Annotated in this window: 19 protein-coding genes; 11 read left to right on the top strand and 8 right to left on the bottom strand. The window is 64.1% G+C overall.

Annotated features, from left to right (window positions below):
• The first annotated feature begins 2 nt into the window (after positions 1 to 2).
• The gene (locus RBB31_RS08830; RefSeq protein ID WP_306128916.1) at positions 3 to 812 is read left to right on the top strand and encodes a mannosyl-3-phosphoglycerate phosphatase; all 810 of its coding nucleotides are present in this window, start codon (positions 3 to 5) and stop codon (positions 810 to 812) included.
• Positions 805 to 2,025: a glycosyl transferase gene (locus RBB31_RS08825; RefSeq protein ID WP_306128915.1), complete on the top strand. Its 1,221-nt coding sequence runs from the start codon at positions 805 to 807 to the stop codon at positions 2,023 to 2,025. Before RBB31_RS08830 ends, RBB31_RS08825 begins: the two co-directional genes overlap by 8 nt.
• Here the strand turns inward: RBB31_RS08825 and RBB31_RS08820 are convergent.
• The gene (locus RBB31_RS08820; RefSeq protein ID WP_306128914.1) at positions 2,018 to 3,790 is read right to left on the bottom strand and encodes a sugar phosphorylase; all 1,773 of its coding nucleotides are present in this window, start codon (positions 3,788 to 3,790) and stop codon (positions 2,018 to 2,020) included. The two genes, RBB31_RS08825 and RBB31_RS08820, sit on opposite strands and share 8 nt — an antisense overlap.
• A gap of 212 nt (positions 3,791 to 4,002) precedes the next feature.
• A complete protein-coding gene (locus RBB31_RS08815; protein ID WP_306128913.1) occupies positions 4,003 to 4,668 on the bottom strand; it encodes a response regulator transcription factor in 666 nt (221 codons plus the stop codon).
• A 270-nt stretch (positions 4,669 to 4,938) separates the two neighbouring features.
• Here RBB31_RS08815 and RBB31_RS08810 point away from each other — a divergent pair, with 270 nt between their 5' ends.
• The 5 genes from RBB31_RS08810 to sucD all read left to right on the top strand — a co-directional run bounded on the left by RBB31_RS08810 (position 4,939) and on the right by sucD (position 9,849).
• Positions 4,939 to 6,153, top strand: coding sequence for an aminotransferase class V-fold PLP-dependent enzyme (locus tag RBB31_RS08810; protein WP_306128912.1), 1,215 nt, complete (start codon positions 4,939 to 4,941; stop codon positions 6,151 to 6,153).
• 79 nt (positions 6,154 to 6,232) lie between these two features.
• Positions 6,233 to 7,210, top strand: a complete 978-nt coding sequence (locus RBB31_RS08805; RefSeq protein WP_306128911.1) for a D-glycerate dehydrogenase — start codon at positions 6,233 to 6,235, stop codon at positions 7,208 to 7,210.
• A gap of 41 nt (positions 7,211 to 7,251) precedes the next feature.
• Positions 7,252 to 7,479, top strand: a complete 228-nt coding sequence (locus tag RBB31_RS08800) for an N-(5'-phosphoribosyl)anthranilate isomerase (protein WP_306128910.1) — start codon at positions 7,252 to 7,254, stop codon at positions 7,477 to 7,479.
• Positions 7,480 to 7,777: 298 nt separating this feature from the next.
• The gene (locus RBB31_RS08795; protein WP_306128909.1) at positions 7,778 to 8,968 is read left to right on the top strand and encodes a malate--CoA ligase subunit beta; all 1,191 of its coding nucleotides are present in this window, start codon (positions 7,778 to 7,780) and stop codon (positions 8,966 to 8,968) included.
• Positions 8,968 to 9,849, top strand: a complete 882-nt coding sequence (sucD, locus tag RBB31_RS08790; RefSeq protein WP_306128908.1) for a succinate--CoA ligase subunit alpha — start codon at positions 8,968 to 8,970, stop codon at positions 9,847 to 9,849. The genes RBB31_RS08795 and sucD overlap by 1 nt, the downstream gene beginning before the upstream one ends.
• A gap of 124 nt (positions 9,850 to 9,973) precedes the next feature.
• On the opposite strand, the gene RBB31_RS08785 is transcribed toward sucD, so the two are convergent.
• Together RBB31_RS08785 and RBB31_RS08780 are read right to left on the bottom strand one after the other, a co-directional pair.
• The gene (locus tag RBB31_RS08785; RefSeq protein WP_306128907.1) at positions 9,974 to 10,357 is read right to left on the bottom strand and encodes a cell division protein ZapA; all 384 of its coding nucleotides are present in this window, start codon (positions 10,355 to 10,357) and stop codon (positions 9,974 to 9,976) included.
• Positions 10,357 to 10,857 (bottom strand): hypothetical protein, encoded by a 501-nt coding sequence (locus tag RBB31_RS08780; RefSeq protein WP_306128906.1) that lies wholly within the window; start codon positions 10,855 to 10,857, stop codon positions 10,357 to 10,359. The genes RBB31_RS08785 and RBB31_RS08780 overlap by 1 nt, the downstream gene beginning before the upstream one ends.
• A 249-nt stretch (positions 10,858 to 11,106) precedes the next feature.
• On the opposite strand from RBB31_RS08780, the gene tkt reads away from it, so the two are divergent.
• Both tkt and RBB31_RS08770 read left to right on the top strand, forming a co-directional pair.
• A complete protein-coding gene (gene tkt / locus RBB31_RS08775) occupies positions 11,107 to 13,122 on the top strand; it encodes a transketolase (RefSeq protein WP_306128905.1) in 2,016 nt (671 codons plus the stop codon).
• 78 nt (positions 13,123 to 13,200) lie between these two features.
• Positions 13,201 to 14,403, top strand: a complete 1,203-nt coding sequence (locus RBB31_RS08770; protein WP_306128904.1) for a PQQ-dependent sugar dehydrogenase — start codon at positions 13,201 to 13,203, stop codon at positions 14,401 to 14,403.
• 71 nt (positions 14,404 to 14,474) lie between these two features.
• Here the strand turns inward: RBB31_RS08770 and RBB31_RS08765 are convergent, their stop codons facing one another.
• Positions 14,475 to 15,446, bottom strand: a complete 972-nt coding sequence (locus tag RBB31_RS08765; protein ID WP_306128903.1) for a DUF808 domain-containing protein — start codon at positions 15,444 to 15,446, stop codon at positions 14,475 to 14,477.
• Positions 15,447 to 15,615: 169 nt separating this feature from the next.
• Between RBB31_RS08765 and gap the strand changes: the two genes are divergently transcribed.
• Together gap and RBB31_RS08755 are read left to right on the top strand one after the other, a co-directional pair.
• The gene (gene gap / locus RBB31_RS08760; RefSeq protein WP_306128902.1) at positions 15,616 to 16,617 is read left to right on the top strand and encodes a type I glyceraldehyde-3-phosphate dehydrogenase; all 1,002 of its coding nucleotides are present in this window, start codon (positions 15,616 to 15,618) and stop codon (positions 16,615 to 16,617) included.
• Positions 16,618 to 16,750: 133 nt separating this feature from the next.
• Entirely contained in the window at positions 16,751 to 16,894 is a 144-nt protein-coding gene (locus RBB31_RS08755; RefSeq protein ID WP_306128901.1) for a glyceraldehyde-3-phosphate dehydrogenase, read from the top strand.
• Between the two features lie 10 nt (positions 16,895 to 16,904).
• On the opposite strand, the gene coaD is transcribed toward RBB31_RS08755, so the two are convergent.
• From coaD to RBB31_RS08740, 3 genes are all read right to left on the bottom strand, one after another.
• Entirely contained in the window at positions 16,905 to 17,399 is a 495-nt protein-coding gene (coaD, locus tag RBB31_RS08750) for a pantetheine-phosphate adenylyltransferase (protein WP_306128900.1), read from the bottom strand.
• A 159-nt stretch (positions 17,400 to 17,558) separates the two neighbouring features.
• Complete coding sequence (locus RBB31_RS08745; protein WP_306128899.1) at positions 17,559 to 17,996, bottom strand: CBS domain-containing protein; 438 nt, start codon at positions 17,994 to 17,996, stop codon at positions 17,559 to 17,561.
• Positions 17,997 to 18,056: 60 nt separating this feature from the next.
• Positions 18,057 to 18,953, bottom strand: coding sequence for a LysR family transcriptional regulator (locus tag RBB31_RS08740; RefSeq protein ID WP_306128898.1), 897 nt, complete (start codon positions 18,951 to 18,953; stop codon positions 18,057 to 18,059).
• Positions 18,954 to 19,067 lie beyond the last annotated feature (114 nt).

Here is a 19,067-nt window from a genome sequence, read left to right as displayed (position 1 = left end):
GAATGACCCTAGGCCCCCGCCTTCTCGTGTTCTCCGATCTTGACGGCACGCTGCTGGACCACCGGACCTATGCGTGGCAACCCGCCGCGCAGACGCTGGAGCGGCTGAAGCTCGCGGGCTGTGGCGTGATCCTGGCCAGCAGCAAGACCGCCGCCGAGATCGTGCCCCTGCGCGACGCGATGGGGCTGGGCGACTGGCCCGCCATCGTGGAAAACGGCGGCGGAATCCTCGAACCGGGGGCGGATGGCACGGAGGGCGCGCAGACATACCGGGAACTCCGCGCCGCGATTGCGCGTTTGCCGCAAGGTTTTACCGGGTTTGGCGACATGACGCCCCAGGACATCGCGGACCATACCGACCTGTCGCCCGAGGCCGCGGCGCACGCGCAGGCGCGGCAGTTCAGCGAACCCGGTCTCTGGACCGGAGCGGATGCCGACCGCGACGCATTCGTCGCCGCCGCACAGGACGCCGGACTGACCCTACAGCAGGGCGGGCGTTTCCTGACGCTCTCGTTTGGCGGCACCAAGGCGGACCGCATGGCAGAGGTGGTCGACCGTTACCGCCCTGCCCGTACGGTGGCGTTGGGGGATGCACCGAACGACGTGGCGATGCTGGAACGGGCCGATATCTGCGTGGTGGTGGCCAATTCCGCCTCGCCGGGTGTTCCGCCGCTTGCCGGCGAGGACGACGCAGTCAGCACGAGCCGGCGTATCCTGCGAACCACGGCGGAGGGCCCAACCGGATGGGCCGAAGCGGTAAACGCGATCATGGATGAGATAACAACCACGAAAGACCCCAGACCAGATGGCTGATTTTCACCAGAACGGAAACATCACGACCCTGCACAACCTGCGGACCCGCAGTCTTGATGACCTGACCTACGAGCTGACCGCCTTTGCCGAGACCCGCAAGATTTCGCTGGTCCTGCCCAGCCTGTATTCCGAGCTGGAAGGCCCCGCGCTGGAGCATATCATCGACGAGTTGACCCAGGTGCCCTACCTGCACCGGATCATCATCGGGCTGGACCAGGCCGACGAGGCGCAATACCGGCACGCCATTGAATTCTTCGGCCGCCTGCCGCAGCAGCACATGGTCCTATGGAACGACAGCCCCCGGATGAAGGCCCTCGGCGCCCGGCTGGAGGAAAAGGGCATCGCGCCCGAGGAGCCGGGCAAGGGCAAGAACGTCTGGACCTGCATGGGCTACTTGATCGCCTGTGCCGACACCTCCGTGATGGCGCTGCACGATTGCGACATCCTGACCTATGACCGAGAGCTTCTGGCCCGGCTGGTCTATCCGGCAGCACACCCGGGCTTTCGCTATCAGATGGTGAAGGGATACTACCCGCGCGTCGATGGTACCAAGCTGAACGGCCGCGTGACGCGCCTGCTGGTCAGCCCGCTCTTGATCGCGCTGAAGAAGGTGATCGGCGACCGCGACTATCTCGATTACCTGCGCAGCTTCCGCTATCCGCTGTCGGGAGAGTTCGCCATGCGCACGGCGATGCTGCCCGACCTGCGGGTGCCCTCGGACTGGGGGCTGGAGATCGGCGTGCTGTCCGAGGCATGGCGCAACCTGGCGCCGCAATCGGTCTGCCAGGTCGAGATTTCGGACGCCTACGACCACAAGCACCAGGACCTGTCGCCCGAGGACGCCTCGAAAGGCCTCAGCCGGATGTCGACGGATATCTGCAAGGCGATCTTCCGCAAGCTCGCCTCGGACGGCACGGTATTCACCCCCAACCTCTTCCGCACGCTCAAGGCCACCTATTACCGCATCGCGCTGGACCTGCTGGAAAGCTATTACGCCGATGCCAAGATGAACGGGCTGACGGTGGATCGGCACAAGGAGGAAAAATCGGTCGAGCTTTTCGCCGAGAACATCATTCGCGCCGGCACCGTTTTCCTGGAAAACCCGCAGGCCACACCCTTCATCCCGACATGGAGCCGCGTCCATGCCGCCGACCCCGAGTTTCTGTCGAACCTCAAGGCCGCGGCGGTCCAGGACGCCGAGGAGTTCAGCTGAGGGCGTCGCGTTCTGCCGGGCCGCTTCGGTTGGAAATCCAGCGGCACTGATAAGGCGCCATCGAAACGCTATCGGCTTCCGGATCTATGTTGTCGCCTGACAGCAGGTCGCGCCAGACGTCATCCTCGATCATGTTGAGGTCGGCAGGATCCACGGTCACCGTCTCGTCGCTGACGTTGTGAATCGCAAAGATCGACTGGTAACGATCGAGGCTTTGCCGCCAGACCCCGAAAAGCCGCGGATCGAGGCGAAGGGTGAACTGCGTGGCATTGGGATGAAAGCCCGGCTGACGCGCGCGGATGCGCAGACGCTCCGACAGGGCCTTCATCACCCGTGCCTGATCCGAACCTTCGTCCTCCATCCGCTTCAGAAGGTCGGGGTAATGCCAGCGGTGGCGGTTTATCGCGCGGTTCATGCCGCGCCGCGTCACCGCCTCGTTATCGCTGGGCGTGGCTAGAAAGGAGTGGATGTAGAAGGCGGGAATGCCCTCGAGCGACATCGGGATGGTTTGCGAACAGATGAAGCGCTCGAAATGGTGGTCATCCTCGCCCTTGAAGGTCGTGCGCATGACATCGAACAGCGAGCAGTTCAGCTCATAGGCCTGCTCGGTGCCGTCGGGCATGGTGCGCATCGACACCAGCGCGCCGGCCTGCTGGGCCGCCTCGATCATGCGGTTCTTTTCTTCAACCGGCAGCACGCCCTCGGCGGGACGCATTCCAATGCCGTCGTGGCTGGCGGTGAAGTTCAGGTAGGCGCAGCCCAGCTGCGCGGGTGGCATCGTGGCCTGCCAGCGATTGAGGTATTTCGCCGAGCCCGACTGCATCGCGTGCAGGATCAACGGCGGCAGCGGAAAGTTGTAGACCGCGTGCGCCTCGTTGCGGTTGCCGAAATAGCTGAGGTTCTCGGTGCGTGGCACGTTCGTTTCGGTCAGCAGCACGACGGTCTCGAACGTGTAGTCCACCAGCAGGCGGATCAGCTGCACAATGGCGTGGGTCTGCGGCAGGTGAATGCAAGGCGTGCCCGGCTCCTTCCAGATGAAGGCCACGGCATCCAGCCGCAGGGTACGCACACCCTTGTCGATATGCATCCGGATGATGCGAAGCATCTCCAGCAGCACCTCGGGGTTGGAAAAATTCAGGTCGATCTGGTCGTGGCTGAACGTACACCAGACATGGCGGTCGCCACCCCGTGTCTCGATCTTCTGCAAGAGCGGCGTGGTGCGCGGGCGGACAACGGCGCTGAAGTTCTGCTCGGGGTCGGCCTCGTAAAAAAACTTGTCGTACGGCGCGTTGCCCTGCCGGTACTGGTTGAACCAGTTGCCCTGGCTGGAGACGTGGTTGAGCACGAGGTCAGACACCAGGTGAAAGTTCGAGGCGATGCGGGTGATATCGCTCCATTCGCCAAGCTGCGGGTTCACCGCGCGATAGTCGGTCACGGCAAACCCGTCATCCGAACTGAACGGAAAGAACGGCAGTATGTGCACACCGTCGACCACCCCGCCCATGTAGCGCGACAGGAAATCCTCCAGCAGGTCGAGCGGTTTGTGCGCGCCGTCCAGGATGGTGTCGCCATAGGTGATCAGAAAGGCGTCCTTCTCCGACCAGAGCCGGTTGCTGGGCGTGCGGGCGCGTTTGCGGGGCATGGTGCCTTCGGGCCAGAACGCGGCGATGATGGCGCGGGCAAGGTCCGGCGCGGATTCGTCGGGATAAATACGGGACAGCAGCTCGCGCAGCCGCGCGTTCAGCAATTTGTGTTCCTGGTGCACGCCCGGATGTTCCCCTGACCTTGTCCCGCGGGTCCGGCGCTATCGGACCCGATCCGCCCCGTATTGACCATATCAGCCCGTCCGATGGAAGGCGCAGGGCAAGAAATGTTCAAGCAGGAAGTCCGGTTAGCCCGGATTTTCGGCAGATGGCGCACCGTATCGGGAAACTTGCGCCCCTGCTCGATCCGGTCCTGGCCGCAAGCGCGCACGCCTCAGTAATTGCCCGCCACATATTTGGCGATGGCCGCCCCGCGCGAATTGACCTCGAGCTTCTGGTAAATCGCCTTGAGGTAATATTTCACCGTATTCTCGCTCAGTCCCAGCCGCGCCGAAATCTGGAAATTGGTCAGACCGTCGCCCAAAAGCGCCAGGATCTCGTGCTCGCGCCGCGACAGCGCATCGGCATTCTCGGAGGTCAGACGCCGCAGGACTTCGGTGGGCACGATCGAGTGTCCCTCGATCAGCTTGCCCAGGATGCGCGGCAGGCTGGTCAGGATCTGCCCCATCATGCAGACCGAGTTGGCCCCCGCCTTGATCGCCGTGCGGATGAAGGCAAACTCGGTTTCCTCGGCCACCACCACGACCATCACGTCGGGATAGTCCTTGCGCACGATCGACAGCACCTGCGTCAAATCGCCATCGGCCAGACGTACGCCCAGGATCAGGATGGTTTTGGCGGAGGCATGGGCCAGATGCTTGCGCAGGCTGGCCTTGTCGGTGGCGTAATGCCCCAGCTCGACCTCGGGAATCTGCGTCACGAGCGAGCCGATTCCCTGACAGACGATAAGCTGCCTGTCGGCAACGATGACCTGCGGCAAAGCCGTGGTACCACTCGTTTTTTCAGCTGATGCCATGATCGTTCCGGGGGCAGCTTTCATGCGCCGGCTCCTTGTTCCTCCTCTCCGTCAGCTCCCCAACAGACGGATCTCGTCCCGCCATAACATCAGTTGAAATGCCTGAAATCAAAAGAAATTTTGGTATGCCCTTGTATGCCGCAGGCGGTTGCGGCCGGATATGTCACCCGGGCGGGTAGGAATTACCCACCCAATGGGCGGTTTCACCCCGGTTTTGCCGCGAACAAGGCTTCACAGACCCGAATTGCGTGCTACGACCCTGCGTCAAGTCATGTGACAGGGAGCGAGAACATCATGAACGGTTACCAGCATCTTTTCATCCCCGGCCCCACCAATGTGCCGGAACCCGTGCGGCAGGCCATGAACGTACCCATGGAGGACATGCGCGCGCCGGATTTCCCCGACCTGGTGACCGGGCTGCTGACCGACATGAAAAAGGCCTACAGGCTGGAGAATGGCCGGGTCTTCATCTTCCCGTCCTCGGGCACGGGCGCTTGGGAAAGCGCCATCCAGAACACGCTGCAACCCGGCGACAAGGTTCTGATGTCGCGTTTCGGGCAGTTCTCGCTGCTGTGGGTGGATATGGCCGAGCGTCTTGGCCTCGACGTGGTGCTGTGCGAGGTCGAATGGGGCAAGGGCGTGCCGCTGGAAGAATATGCCAAGCACCTGGAGGCGGACACCAATCACGAGATCAAGGCGGTCTTCGCCACGCAGAATGAAACCGCGACCGGCGTGACCTCGGACATCGCGGGCGTGCGCAAGATCCTGGACGATGCGGGCCACCCCGCGATGCTGTTCGTCGACGGCGTCAGCTCCATCGCGTCGATCGAGTTCGAGATGGAGAAATGGGGCGTGGACCTTGCCGTGTCGGGCTCGCAGAAAGGCTTCATGCTGCCCGCGGGCCTTGGCTTTCTCGGTGTCAGCGACAAGGCATTGGAGGCCAACAAGCGGCTGGCCAATTCCGGCATGTCGCGCTGCTATTTCAGCTTCGAGGACATGATCAAGCTGAACGACACCGGCTATTTCCCCTACACCCCCGCCACGCAGCTACTGCGCGGGCTGCGCTGTTCGCTGGACATGATCCTGGAGGCCGGGATGGAAAGCATCTGGGCGCGGCACAAGCGGCTGGCGCAAGGCGTGCGCGCCGCGGTCGAGGCGTGGGACGGGTGCGAGCTGGTCGCACGCGGGCCGGAATGGGAATCCGACACGGTCTCGGCCATCTATGCGCCCGAGGGCGTGGATGCCCGCGATGTGATCTCGACGGCCTACAACAAGTACCAGACCTCGCTGGGCACGGGCCTCAACAAGCTGGCCGGCAAGGCGTTCCGCATCGGGCACCTGGGCTCGCTGAATCCGGTGATGCTGTGCGGCGCGATCTCGGCCGCGGAAATGGCGCTGGTGGATGCAGGCGCGAAGATCGAGCCCGGCTCGGGCGTGGCCGCCGCGCAGGCGCATTACCGCGACACGACACCGGACAACGCCAAGGCCAGCCCCGCCAAGGCGGCCTGAGCCCAACGGGTTGATTGCAAGTGGCCTGCCCTTGCCGCATTGTGCGCCGAGGGCAGATCACGACAAGGGAAGAGACATCATGAAAATTCTGGTAACGCGCGCCTGGCCGAAGGCGACCGAGGACCGTTTGACCAATGCCGGGCTGGGCGACGTGACGCTGCGTCACCCCGACACGCCGATGAGCCATGACGAGTGGATGGACGCGGCCAGGACCTATGACGTGATCATGCCTACCGTCTCCGACAAGATCCCGGCAGAGTTCTATCCGGCCGCCAAGGGCAAGGTTAAGATCTTCGCCAACTACGGCGTCGGCTTCAACCATATCGACATCGACGCGGCGGCGGCGAACGACATCACGGTGACGAATACGCCGGACGTGCTGACCGACTGTACCGCCGACCTTGCGATGGGCCTTTTGCTGGCCGCCGCCCGGCGCATCGGCGAAGGCGAACGCGAGACACGCGCAGGCGGCTGGGAGGGCTGGCGGCCCACCCACATGATCGGCAAGAAAGTCTCGGGTGCGACGCTGGGCATCATCGGCTTCGGCCGTATCGGCCAGGCGATGGCACGCCGGGCCCATAACGGCTTCGGGATGCGGGTCGTGTTTCAGGACGCCTGGGAGGTGCCCGAGGACATCAAGAGCGCCAACGGCAACGCCGAACAGCTGCCCAGCATGGTCGAGGTCGCGGCTGAGGCAGATTTCCTTTCGCTGCATTGCCCCGGTGGCGCAGACACCTACAAGATGATCAACGCCATCATCTTCGGCGCCCTGAAACCCGGCGCGATCCTGGTGAACTCCGCGCGGGGCGACGTGGTGGACGAGGACGCGCTTTTCGAGGCGCTCGATTCCGGCCAGCTGAGCGCGGCGGGCCTCGATGTCTATCACAACGAGCCCGCACTCGACCCGCGGTTCCTGAAATACGACAACATCGTTCTGGCCCCGCACCTCGGCAGCGCCACCGATGGCACGCGCGAGGCCATGGGGTTCCGTGCGATCGACAATCTGGAGGCGTTCCTGAAGGGCGACACGCCGGGCGACCTCGTGACGCCGAAGTGACGTTTACTGCGCTTTAACCAGGACTGGGTGAAAATCGGGCCATGACGCAGAATGGCCCGATTTCCGTCGAACAATGGTTCGACAGCTTGTTTTCCTCCAAGGCCGCGCGCGATGGCCGGATCGTGCGACGGAAACTGAGCGACGTGGATCGCTATGTCGGTCGCGACCGGCTTCAGCACGAGTTGTCGCGCCGCGGCTACCACGCGGTCGAGAACGCGGGACAGATCGTGATATTCTGCAATCAAGAGCCCATTCACAAAGTTCTGTGAGCCAATTTCTGCGCAGAAATTGGCCCGGAAAATACGCATTTTCCGGGATAGAATTTGCGCAAATTCTATCCGCGCAACCTATGATCTGTTTCGTTTCATAAACACCTGTTTCGCATCGGCTTTTCCGCATCGCGGCGAGCGCATCCCAAGGTATCCCGTCACGGCCTTACCGGGTAGCCCGCCCTACCCGTTCCGGCCCTCTTCCCAACCCGGAGTGTGCTTTGCTACCCGGGCGAAAGTATCGCGCGGGCGCTTTACGCGACAGAATGGGTCAACACGATGCGAGGAGGGCATGTGCATGGACATCCATGAATTCCAGGCCAAGGAGCTGCTGAGCGGCTTCGGCGTCAACATTCCGCGCGGCGGCATCGCCTACAGCCCGGAACAGGCGGTCTATCGCTGTTCTGAACTGTCGGGCAAAAGCTGGGTCGTCAAGGCGCAGATCCATTCCGGCGCCCGTGGCAAGGCCGGCGGCGTGCGCATCTGCACCTCCGAGGAGGAAGTCTGGGATGCGGCCTCGTGGATGCTGGGCCGCAAGCTTGTGACCCATCAGACCGGGCCCCAGGGCAAGCTCGTCGGCCGGCTTTATGTCGAGGAAGCCACCGATATCGCGCAGGAAATCTACCTGGGCTTCGTGATGGACCGCAAGCTGGAGCGCGTCGTGGTCGTGGCCTCGGCCCAGGGCGGGATGGAGATCGAGGAGATCTCGGAAAGCGAGCCGGACTCGATCATCCGCTCGGTCGTCGACCCCGCCGTGGGCATGCAGAACTTCCAGGCGCGCGAAATCGCCTTTTCGCTGGGGCTTGACCCCGCACTTATCAACCAGGCGGCCAAGACGATCATGGGCTGCTACCGCATGATGTGGGAGACCGACGCGAACATGGTCGAGATCAACCCGCTCGTGGTGACCGCCTCGAACGAGATCGTGGCGCTGGATGCCAAGGTCAGCTTCGACGAGAACGCGCTGTTCCGGCACCCCCACATCTCGGAACTGCGCGACAAGAGCCAGGAAGACCCGCGCGAGACATATGCGGGCGACCGTGGCCTCAGCTATATCGGGCTGGATGGCCAGATCGGCTGTATCGTCAACGGCGCGGGCCTCGCCATGGCGACGCTCGACATGATCAAGATGGCCGGCGGCGAGCCCGCGAACTTCCTCGACGTGGGCGGCGGCGCAAGCCCCGAGCGGGTTTTGCAATCCTTCAAGTCGGTGCTCAACGACCCCAATGTCGAGGCGATCCTGGTCAATATCTTCGCCGGCATCAACCGCTGCGACTGGATCGCCGAAGGCGTGATCCTGGCGGTCAAGGAGCTGGATCTCGAAATTCCGCTGGTGGTGCGCCTGTCGGGCACCAATGTCGACGAAGGCATGAAACTTCTGGCCGACAGCGGGCTGAAGATCGAGACGGCCTCTTCCCTTGCGGAAGCGGCGGAAAAGGTGGTGGCCGCGTGGCGTTCCACCGACAGCGCTTATGCGGAGGCAAGCTGATGGCCATCATCATCGACAAGGATACCCGCGTTCTGGTCACCGGGATCACCGGCCGGATCGGCAGCTTTCACGCCCAGGACATGATCGACCACGGCACCAACGTGGTGGGCGGCGTCACCCCCGGCAAGGGCGGCACCAAGCATCTGGGCCTGCCGGTGTTCAACACCGTGAAGGGCGCGGTGGCCGAAACCGGCGCCGAGCTGGTGGTCAGCTTCGTCCCCCCGCCCTTTGCGGCGGATTCGATCATGGAAGCGGCGGATGCAGGAATAAAGACCTGCGTGTGCATCGCTGACGGCATTCCCGCGCAGGACATGATCGACGTGAAACGCTACATGCGCCGCTACAAGGCCGAGAAGCGGATGCGCCTGATCGGCCCCAACTGCGCCGGGATCATCACACCGGGCCAGGCCTTTGCCGGGCTGATGCCGCCCTCGATCTACAAGCCGGGGCGCGTGGGCATCGTCGGGCGCTCGGGCACGCTGGGCTACGAGGCCGCCAGCCAGATGAGCGCGCATGGCATCGGTGTCAGCTCCTCCATCGGGATCGGCGGCGACCCGATCAACGGGTCGAGCTTCAAGGACATCCTGGAGCTGTTCGAGGCCGATCCCGACACCGACGCGGTGGTGCTGGTGGGCGAGATCGGCGGCCCGCAGGAGGCCGAGGCGGCGGAATATATCCGCGATCACATGACCAAGCCGGTGGCGGCCTATATCGCGGGCCTGTCGGCCCCGAAGGGCCGGCGCATGGGCCACGCGGGCGCCATCGTGTCGGCCTTCGGCGAGTCGGCACAGGAAAAGGTCGACATCCTCAAGCAGGCCGGCGTCACCATCGTGCCGACGCCGTCGTCCTTCGGGGAAGTGGTCGAGAAAATGGTGGCCTGACCCACGTCAGGGCGGCGCGCACTCTCCCAAGCGTTGCGTCGAACCTGGGCCATCAAGAAGCCCCGGCATGTTACATGCCGGGGCTCAATTTTTACAAAGACTTACGCCGCAAAGCTGATGCCCGTCAGCTTTCGATCTGGTCCGCGAGGCTCTCGGCGCGGGCGGCGATCTCGGCCAGCGATTCCGTCACCTGTTCGGGGATCACGGCCACTTCGACCCGCTCCGGCTGGGGCTGCGGCGCATTGCGCAACTGATCCAGTTCGGCCTCTTTCTCGGCCATCTTGTCCGCGGCCTCGCGCAGCTTGTCCTGTACGCCCGCGGTCTTGTCGGCCAGCATCAGCCCCGCCATCAGCAGCATCCGCGACTCGGGGATCCGGCCGATCTGGGCCGAAAGCACGCTGGCCTCTTCGTCCAGCATCTTGGCCGCGGCGTGCAGATAGTGCTCCTCGCCCTCCTGGCAGGCGACCTCGAAGGTGCGGCCTCCGATCTCAATCTCGACTTCGGGCATCAGGCGTCCTCCGATGTGGGGGTGTCAGGCGTCTCGGCGCTTTCCAGTACGGCGGTCAGCTCCGACAGGATGGCGCTGGTCTCGGCCCGGTCGGCGGCACGGTTGGCGCGCAGGCTTTCCAGTTCGGCCATCATCGACTTGTTGATCAGGTGCGCCTCGCCCACGCCGGCGGCATTGGCCTCGCGCAGGGCGGCATTGTTGTCGCGCAGCTGCTGGTTTGCGCGGCGCAGCGACTGCAATTCGCCATCCAGCCGCGACAGGGACTGCGCATTCTGCTCGCGCAGCGCCTCCAGCTCTTCTTCCAGCGCGTTGCGCTTGTCGCGCAAGGCTTTCACCCGCTCTTCAAGCTGTTCGTTGGCCAGCTTCTCGTCCGCCAGGGCCTGCTTGGCCTCGGCCAGTTCCGCGGGGTCCACCGCGGTGCCGGCCCCGGCCTCCAGTCCCCGCCCGATCCGGTCGAGCGCGGCGTTGATGCGCCGCTGCAATTCGTCGATTTCGCTCATGTCCTCGGTCCCCGTACCGCTTTGCCTGTCTCTATCCTGGCGCGATCCGATCCGGCCTGCTCTGCCCCTGTGCCGGGCGGCCCGCGAATCGCTTGCGTTAAGCATGTGCCGCAACTCTACCCAATGGTTGCACAAATTGCGCCCCTTAAGGTGATACTGCAACCCCGGCGGCGCCGGGGCGCTTGATCTTTGCTTCGGGGCTGGTATGCACGGGCCCGAACGCCATTCCTGAACAAAGGACGCTGCCCCGTGGATATCGCTGCCCTGCGCTCTGCTCATCCCGATCACTGGAACAAGGCCGCCGCCATTCGCGCGCTGACGCTCGACGCGGTGCACGCGGCCAATTCGGGCCATTCCGGCATGCCCATGGGCATGGCCGACGTGGCGACGGTGCTGTATGAAAAGCACCTGAAATTCGACGCGAGCGCCCCCAACTGGCCCGACCGAGACCGGTTCATCCTGTCGGCCGGCCACGGCTCGATGCTGCTTTACTCGCTGCTCTACCTCACGGGCTACGAGGGCATGACGCTCGACCAGATCAAGAACTTCCGCCAGTGGGGCGCGATCACGGCGGGCCACCCGGAAAACTTCATGCATGACGGGATCGAGACCACGACCGGCCCGCTCGGTCAGGGCATCTCGAACGCCGTTGGTTTCGCCATTGCCGAGGAGGCGCTGCGCGCGCGGTTCGGCAAGAAGGCGGTGGATCACCACACCTACGTCATCGCCGGCGACGGCTGCCTGATGGAGGGCGTGAGCCACGAGGCCGTTGGCCTTGCGGGGCGCCTGGGCCTGGGCAAGCTGATCGTGCTGTGGGACAACAACAGCATCACTATCGACGGCAAGGTGGAACTGGCCAGCCGCACCGATCAGGTGAAACGCTTCCGCGCCGAAGGCTGGCAGGTGATAGAGATAGACGGGCATAACCCCGAGGAGATCGACGCGGCGCTGACAAAGGCCAAGACCAGCCGCCGCCCGACCATGATCGCCTGCAAGACGCATATCGCTTTGGGCCACGCCGCGCAGGACACCTCGAAAGGTCACGGCGCGCTCACGGATGCCGACCAGATTTCAGCCGCGAAAGAGGCCTATGGCTGGACCACCGGCCCCTTTGAGGTGCCCGCCGACATCAAGAAAGCCTGGGAGACGATCGGCAAACGCGGGGCCGAGGCCCATGCCGAGTGGAAGACCCGCATGGGCGAGCTCAGCGACCGTCGGCAGGCCGAATTCGCCCGCGTGATGGCAGGCGACGCGCCGAAATCGCTCGCCTCCCGGATCCGGGCGCTGAAAAAGCAGATTTCCGAGGAGTGTCCCAAGGTCGCCACCCGCAAATCCAGCGAGATGGTGCTGGAGGTGGTGAACCCCGTCATGCCGGAGACCATCGGCGGCTCGGCCGACCTTTCCGGCTCGAACAACACCAGGTCGGGCGACATGACCGTGTTCGACGAGGGCAATCGCAAGGGCCGCTACATCCATTACGGCATCCGCGAGCACGGCATGGCCGCCGCGATGAACGGCATGGCCCTGCATGGCGGCATCCGCCCATACGGCGGCACGTTCATGTGCTTCACCGATTATGCACGCCCTGCGATGCGGCTGGCCGCGCTGATGAAGGTGCCCAGCGTCTTCGTCATGACCCATGACAGCATCGGCCTGGGCGAGGATGGCCCCACCCACCAGCCGATCGAGCATCTGGCAATCAGCCGCGCGACGCCCAACACCAACGTCTTCCGTCCCTGCGACACGGTCGAGACTGCCGAGGCATGGGAACTGGCACTGACCTCGAAATCTACTCCGTCGGTTCTGTCGCTGACCCGTCAGGGCGTGCCGACCCTGCGCACCGAGCACAAGCAGAAGAACCTGACGGCGCAAGGCGCCTACGTTCTGGCCGATGCCGAAGGCAAGCGGCAGGCGCTATTGATGGCGACGGGCTCTGAAGTGGCGATTGCCATGGCCGCGCGCGACCTGTTGCAGGCCGAAGGCATCGGCACGCGCGTCGTCTCGATGCCCTGCTGGGAACTTTTCGAGGAACAGGACGAGGCCTATCGCCGCAAGGTCCTGCCTGCCGGTCCCGTGCGCGTGGCGGTCGAGGCGGCCATCCGCTTCGGCTGGGACCGCTGGCTTTTCGGCGAGCGAGGAAAGCGCGAAAAGTCCGGCTTTGTCGGGATGCACGGCTTCGGCGCATCGGCCCCGGCCGAGGTCCTCTACGAGCAGTTCGGCATCACCGCCGAGGCCGTGGCCGAGAAGGCCAAGTCCCTGCTCTGACGTTTACGTGATTGCGCGCGCGGAACCCCGCGCGCGCGCCCGGGTTTTCCCTGAGATGCATCAGAGGAGAAACCCCACATGACTTTTCGTCCGATCCTGACCGGAACAGCCATTCTTGTCGCCCTGCCCGCCTTCGGGCAGGAGTTCGAGCGTGCGCCCCGCAATACCGACCTCGAACCGGCCTTTGAGGGCCAGTTCCGCGCGCCGCTCGAATCCAGCGACGTCGCGCTTCAGGTCACCGATATCGCGACCGGGCTGGTTCATCCCTGGGGGATCGCGGTCTTGCCCGAAGACGCCGGGTTTCTTGTGACCGAACGCCCGGGCCGCCTGCGCCACGTGGCCGAGGACGGCACGATGTCCGATCCGATCACGGGCATGCCCGAAGTCGCGGCACAGGGTCAGGGCGGGCTTCTCGACGTCGTGCTGGCGCCCGACTTCGACGAGAGCCGCCGGATCTACATCAGCTACGCCAAGCCGGTGGGGGATGGCCTGATGGCCACCGCCGTCGCCTACGGGACGCTCAGCGAGGACATGACCGAGGTCAGCGACCTGACGGATATCTTCGTGCAGGAACCGGGCGCCACCGTGCCCAAGCATTTCGGCTCGGTAATCGAGTTTGACGGTGACGGGCACGTGTTCATCACCACCGGCGAACACTCATCGATGAAGTACCGGGATTATGCACAGGACACGTCGAACACATACGGCGTCATCGTGCGCCTGACGCTTGATGGCGAAGTGCCCGAGGACAATCCCTTTGTCGGCAACGAGAACGCCATCGACAGCATCTGGTCCTATGGCCACCGCAACGTCCAGGGTGCAACCATGCGCGACGGCACGCTCTGGACCATCGAGCACGGGCCCAAGGGCGGCGACGAATTGAACCGGCCGGAGCCGGGCAAGAATTATGGCTGGCCGGTCATCTCCTATGGCGAGACCTATGGCGGCTCGCCCATCGGCTCGGGCGAGGCACAGCAGGAAGGCATGGAACAGCCGGTCTATTTTTGGGACCCGGTGATCGCGCCAGGGGACATGATCGCCTATGACGGCGGAATGTTCAGCGACTGGGACGGCGATTTCCTGATCGGATCGCTCAAGCCCGGGGGCATCGTCCGGCTGGAACTCGACGCAGACGGCAAGGTCGCGGCGGAAGAGCGCATGGCAATGGACCTGGGCCGCGTGCGCGATGTCCAGATGGACAGCGACGGCTCGATCCTGGCAATCACGGATTACGAGGACGGCCGTCTCGTGCGGATCACGACAGACGGCAGCGACAGCTGAGGGTGAACGCACCCGTCCCGGACATGCTCCGGGACCTCTTGCCGGCGATATTCCTACGCATCAGGCGCGGCTCAATGGGCCGCGCCTTTTCCGAACATCGATGCCCAGACCGGCGCCACCAGCTTGGTGCCGATCGGGATGAGCAGCGTGCCCAGAACCAGCCCGAACACCCCGTCCGCCGCCGCCTGCACGGCCCAGGCGACAAAACCTCGGAATTGGTCAACTGCGTGGGCGGCGTCCTCGGCCCAGTGGTGGATCGTGTCATAGGGCATCGACCATCCCATCTCGGCCATGCTGTGCAGGATGATCGCACCGCCGACCCACAGCATCGCCGCCGTACCGACGAACATCAGCAACTTCAGGAAATACGGCATCCCCTTGACGATCTTGCGCCCGACCCAGCGTGTCACGCCAAGGTTGCCGTTCTGGGCCATGAACAGCCCCGCATCATCCGCCTTTACGATCAGCGCGACCGCGCCATAGACGGCCACGGTGATCCCCACCGCGACCATTGCCAACACCGCGGCCTCCATCCAGAAATTGCTGGGCGGTATGTTCGACAGTGCGATGGTCATGATCTCGGCCGACAGGATGAAATCGGTCTTGATCGCCCCCTGAACCCTCTGTTCCTCCAGATGCGCGGGATCCTTGGTCTGGTGGCTGCCGTCCGGCCCGCCATGGTGCTTGTTCACGCCAAGCGCATGCGCCACCTTTTCAGCCCCCTCGAAACATAGATACGCGCCGCCCAGCATCAGCAGGGGCGGGATCAGCCACGGCGCGAAGTTTGACATGGCCAGCCCCGCCGGCAACAGGAAGACCATCTTGTTGAACAGCGACCCCCGCGCGATTTTCCACACGATCGGCAATTCTCGGGCGGGCGCGAAACCGGTCAGGTATTTGGGCGTCACCGCCGCATCGTCGATCGCGGCCCCGGCTGCCTTGGCCCCCGCCTTGGCCGCCTGCCCCGCCACATCGTCGATCGACGCGGCCGCCACCTTGACCAGGCTCGCCACATCGTCCAGCAGTGCCAGAAATCCGCTCATGCTCTTGCCCCTCGTTACGCTTGGTTCGGTATAGTTAGCGCAATCATGCCCTGCGAAAGAGGGTTTGCGCAAACGGTTAACGCTAACACCTCAAACCCCTGCGCTTTAAGGGTTTCAGCGCGGCATCCTTGGGTCTATATCGCCCCCGACACCCGGATAGGAGAACAAAATGACCGTCACTGTCGGCATCAACGGATTCGGCCGGATCGGCCGCTGCACCCTGGCCCATATCGCCGCCAGCACCCGCAACGACATCAAGGTCGCAAAGGTCAACGCCACCGGCCCGCTGGAAACCGCGGCGCACCTGATGAAATACGACAGCGTGCATGGCCGCTTTCCGGGCGACATCACGCTGGGCGACGGCACGATGGATCTGGGCCGCGGCCCGATGGAGATGTTCTCGACCTACGACATGGACGATCTGGACTGGTCCGGTGTCGACGTGGTGCTGGAATGCACGGGCAAGTTCAACGACGGCGAGAAGGCCAAGAAACACCTTGAGCGCGGCGCAGGCAAGGTTCTGCTGTCGGCGCCCGGCAAGAACGTGGACCGCACCGTCGTCTACGGCGTCAACGACGGCGAATTGCAGGCCGGCGAACGCATGATCTCGAACGGCTCCTGCACCACCAACTGCCTTGCACCCGTGGCCAAGGTCCTGCACGAGGCAATCGGCATCGAGAGCGGCATCATGACCACGATCCACGCCTATACCGGCGATCAGCCGACGCTGGACCGTCGCCACAAGGACCTCTACCGCGCGCGCGCCGCAGCGATGTCGATGATCCCCACCTCCACCGGCGCCGCCAAGGCGTTGGGCGAGGTGCTGCCCGACCTTAAGGGCAAGCTTGACGGCTCAGCCATCCGCGTGCCCACGCCGAACGTGTCGGCGGTGGACCTCACATTCCTCGCCAAGAAGGACGTGACCGCGGACGACGTGAACGCCATTATGGCCGAGGCGGCGGCAGGTCCGATGAAGGGCGTTCTGGGCTACGATCCCGAACCCAAGGTGTCGGTCGATTTCAATCACACCGAGGAAAGCTCGATCTTCGCGCCCGACCAGACCCGCGTGACCGGCGGGCGGCTGGTGCGCGTGCTGGCGTGGTACGACAACGAGTGGGGCTTTTCGTGCCGCATGGCCGACGTGGCCGTGGCGATGGCGCGTCTCGCCTGACGCCGCTCAGGCCGCGTTGACATATTCAAGCCCTCCGGCAGAGCCGCTGCCGGGGGGCTTTTTCATACCTCTTGCATGACGTACCCCGGCTAAGGCATACGAGTGCCGGGGGGCGGAAGAACGGTAGCGGCACATGACGAACAAGATCGCGCTTTTCCTGGCCCTGCTGATCATCGCGGGGCTTGGCTGGGACTATATATACAACGACATGCAGGCGTCGTTCTTTCTGGCCCGCAAGACGGTCGACCTGATCGAGTGGCTCGCCTTCTGGCGTTAGGCCGTGCAGGTCAGCCGCTGAACCGGTCTTCCAGCGCCTCCTTGACGGCCGGCGTGACGAAGCGGGTCACGTCGCCATGCAACCGCGCGATTTCCTTGACCAGCTTGCTGGCAATCGCTTGGCGGCGCGCGTCGGCCATCAGGAACACCGTCTCGATCCGGTCGTCCATGGCGCGGTTCATCCCGACCATCTGAAACTCGTACTCGAAATCGGCCACGGCGCGCAGGCCGCGGATGATCACGCTGGCGCCCACGTCGCGGGCGCAGTCGATCAGCAGGTTCTCGAACGGATGCGGCACGATCTCGGTACCGGTGGCGGCGCTGATGCCGATGCACTCCGCCTCGACCATCGCCACGCGTTCTTCCAGCGTGAAAAGCGGGCCCTTGTCGCGGTTGATCGCCACGCCGATGACCAGCCGGTCCACCAGCGTGGCGGCGCGGGCGATGATGTCGGTATGACCCAGGGTGATCGGATCGAACGTGCCGGGGTAGAGACCGATGCGCATGGGGGTTTCCTTCGTGTCGTGACGCCCTGCAAGCAACTACAAGCGTTGGAAAATTGCAAGCGACAGTGCCGAATTAAATATATCCCGAACGATGAAACCCGGCGGGCGTACCCCCGTGGTTCCACTGTTCCCCATGCGCTCGTCTTGCGCCGGTCGGGATCAGTGTCCCATCACCATGCTTTCAAGCGCGGCCTTCTCCATCGACAACTCTTGCAGCCGGGCCTTCACCACGTCACCGATCGTGACCATGCCGACAAGCTTGCCTTCGTCATCGACCACGGGCATGTGACGGAAACGGCCGTCGGTCATGCGCACCAGAACGGTGTCGGCGCTGTCCTGCCGGGTGCAGCAGACGGGTTTCGGCGTCATCAGGTCCGACACCTTGTCATTGAGGCAACCCGGGCCCGACGTGGCCAGGCCGCGCACGATGTCGCGTTCCGACAGGATGCCGTCTGCGGTGGTGCCATCCACAGACACGACCAAACCGCCGATCCGGTGCTTGGCCAGAATTTGCGCTGCCTCGGACACCAGGGTCTCGGGCGTTACGGTGATCACCTTGTCGCTTTCCTTAGACTTTAGTATCTGTTGAACGATCATCCGGACCCTCATTTCTTCAATGATTTCAGATGAACAGCGTTCCCCAGAACCTGAGTCCTGTCAAGCTTCGGCTTCCAGCCGGGCCACCTCGGCGCGGATTCCCTCGCAAAGGGCGGCGGCAAAGCGGTTCATCCGGTCAAGCCTGCGGTCGTCCTGGTGCCGCACGAGATAGAAACTGCGTGTCAGGCTGAACGTGTCCGGCAACAGCTTTTGCAACCGTCGAAAGAATGGCATGGCGAAGTCGTGCATGATGCCGACACCGCCGCCCTGCTGGATGCAATGCGCCTGCACCGAGACCGAGTTCGACGCCAGCGCGACCCGGTCCGCCCCGGTTTCGCCCAGATAGTCGAGTTCCTTGTCGAAGATCATGTCGGGGATGTAGCCGACCATGCGATGGGCCGCGAGATCGCCCAGCCTTTCGATCGGCGGCGCCTGGCGCAGGTACCAGCGCACGGCCGCAAGATGCAGCTTGTAATCGGTGATTTTCTGCACGCTCAAGCGCCCCGCCGAGGGTGGGCTGACCGCGATGACCATGTCCGCCTCGCGCCGGCTGAGGTTGAAGACGCGGGGCAGCGCCACGATCTGCAAATCGAGGTCCGGGTTGTCCTTGCCCATCTGCGCACAGACCTGCGGCAGGATGAAATTGGCGCAGCCATCCGGCGCCCCGATACGGATCTGCCCCGACAGGCCCCCCGCCTGCCCCGCCATCTCCTCGTCGGCATCGCGCATCGCCGTCTCGGCGCGGCCCACATGCCCCATCAGGCGCTGGCCCGCATCGGTCAGCGCATAGCCGGTGGGGGACTTGGCGAAAAGCGGCGCGCCGGTATCGGCCTCCAGCCGCGCGATACGGCGCCCCACCGTGGCGGGGTCGAGCTTCAGTGCACGGCCCGCGGCAGACAGGCTTTCGGTGCGCGCCACTGCAAGGAACACGCGCAGATCATCCCAGTTCGATACCATGTCCCTACCCTCCGGCGCCGCGCCTTGCTTTGCATTTCTGCAAGACCTTTTTGGAATATTGCCTCTTTTCCCGCCAAAAACGCAACGCTAACCTGCGCCCAAACCCGAGGAGGA

The organism is Roseovarius sp. MMSF_3350 (genome assembly GCF_030733425.1).
Classification (GTDB): Bacteria; Pseudomonadota; Alphaproteobacteria; order Rhodobacterales; family Rhodobacteraceae; genus Roseovarius.
The sequence above is the reverse complement of the archived record's forward strand: the minus strand, read 5'-3'. Positions and strand labels throughout refer to the sequence as shown.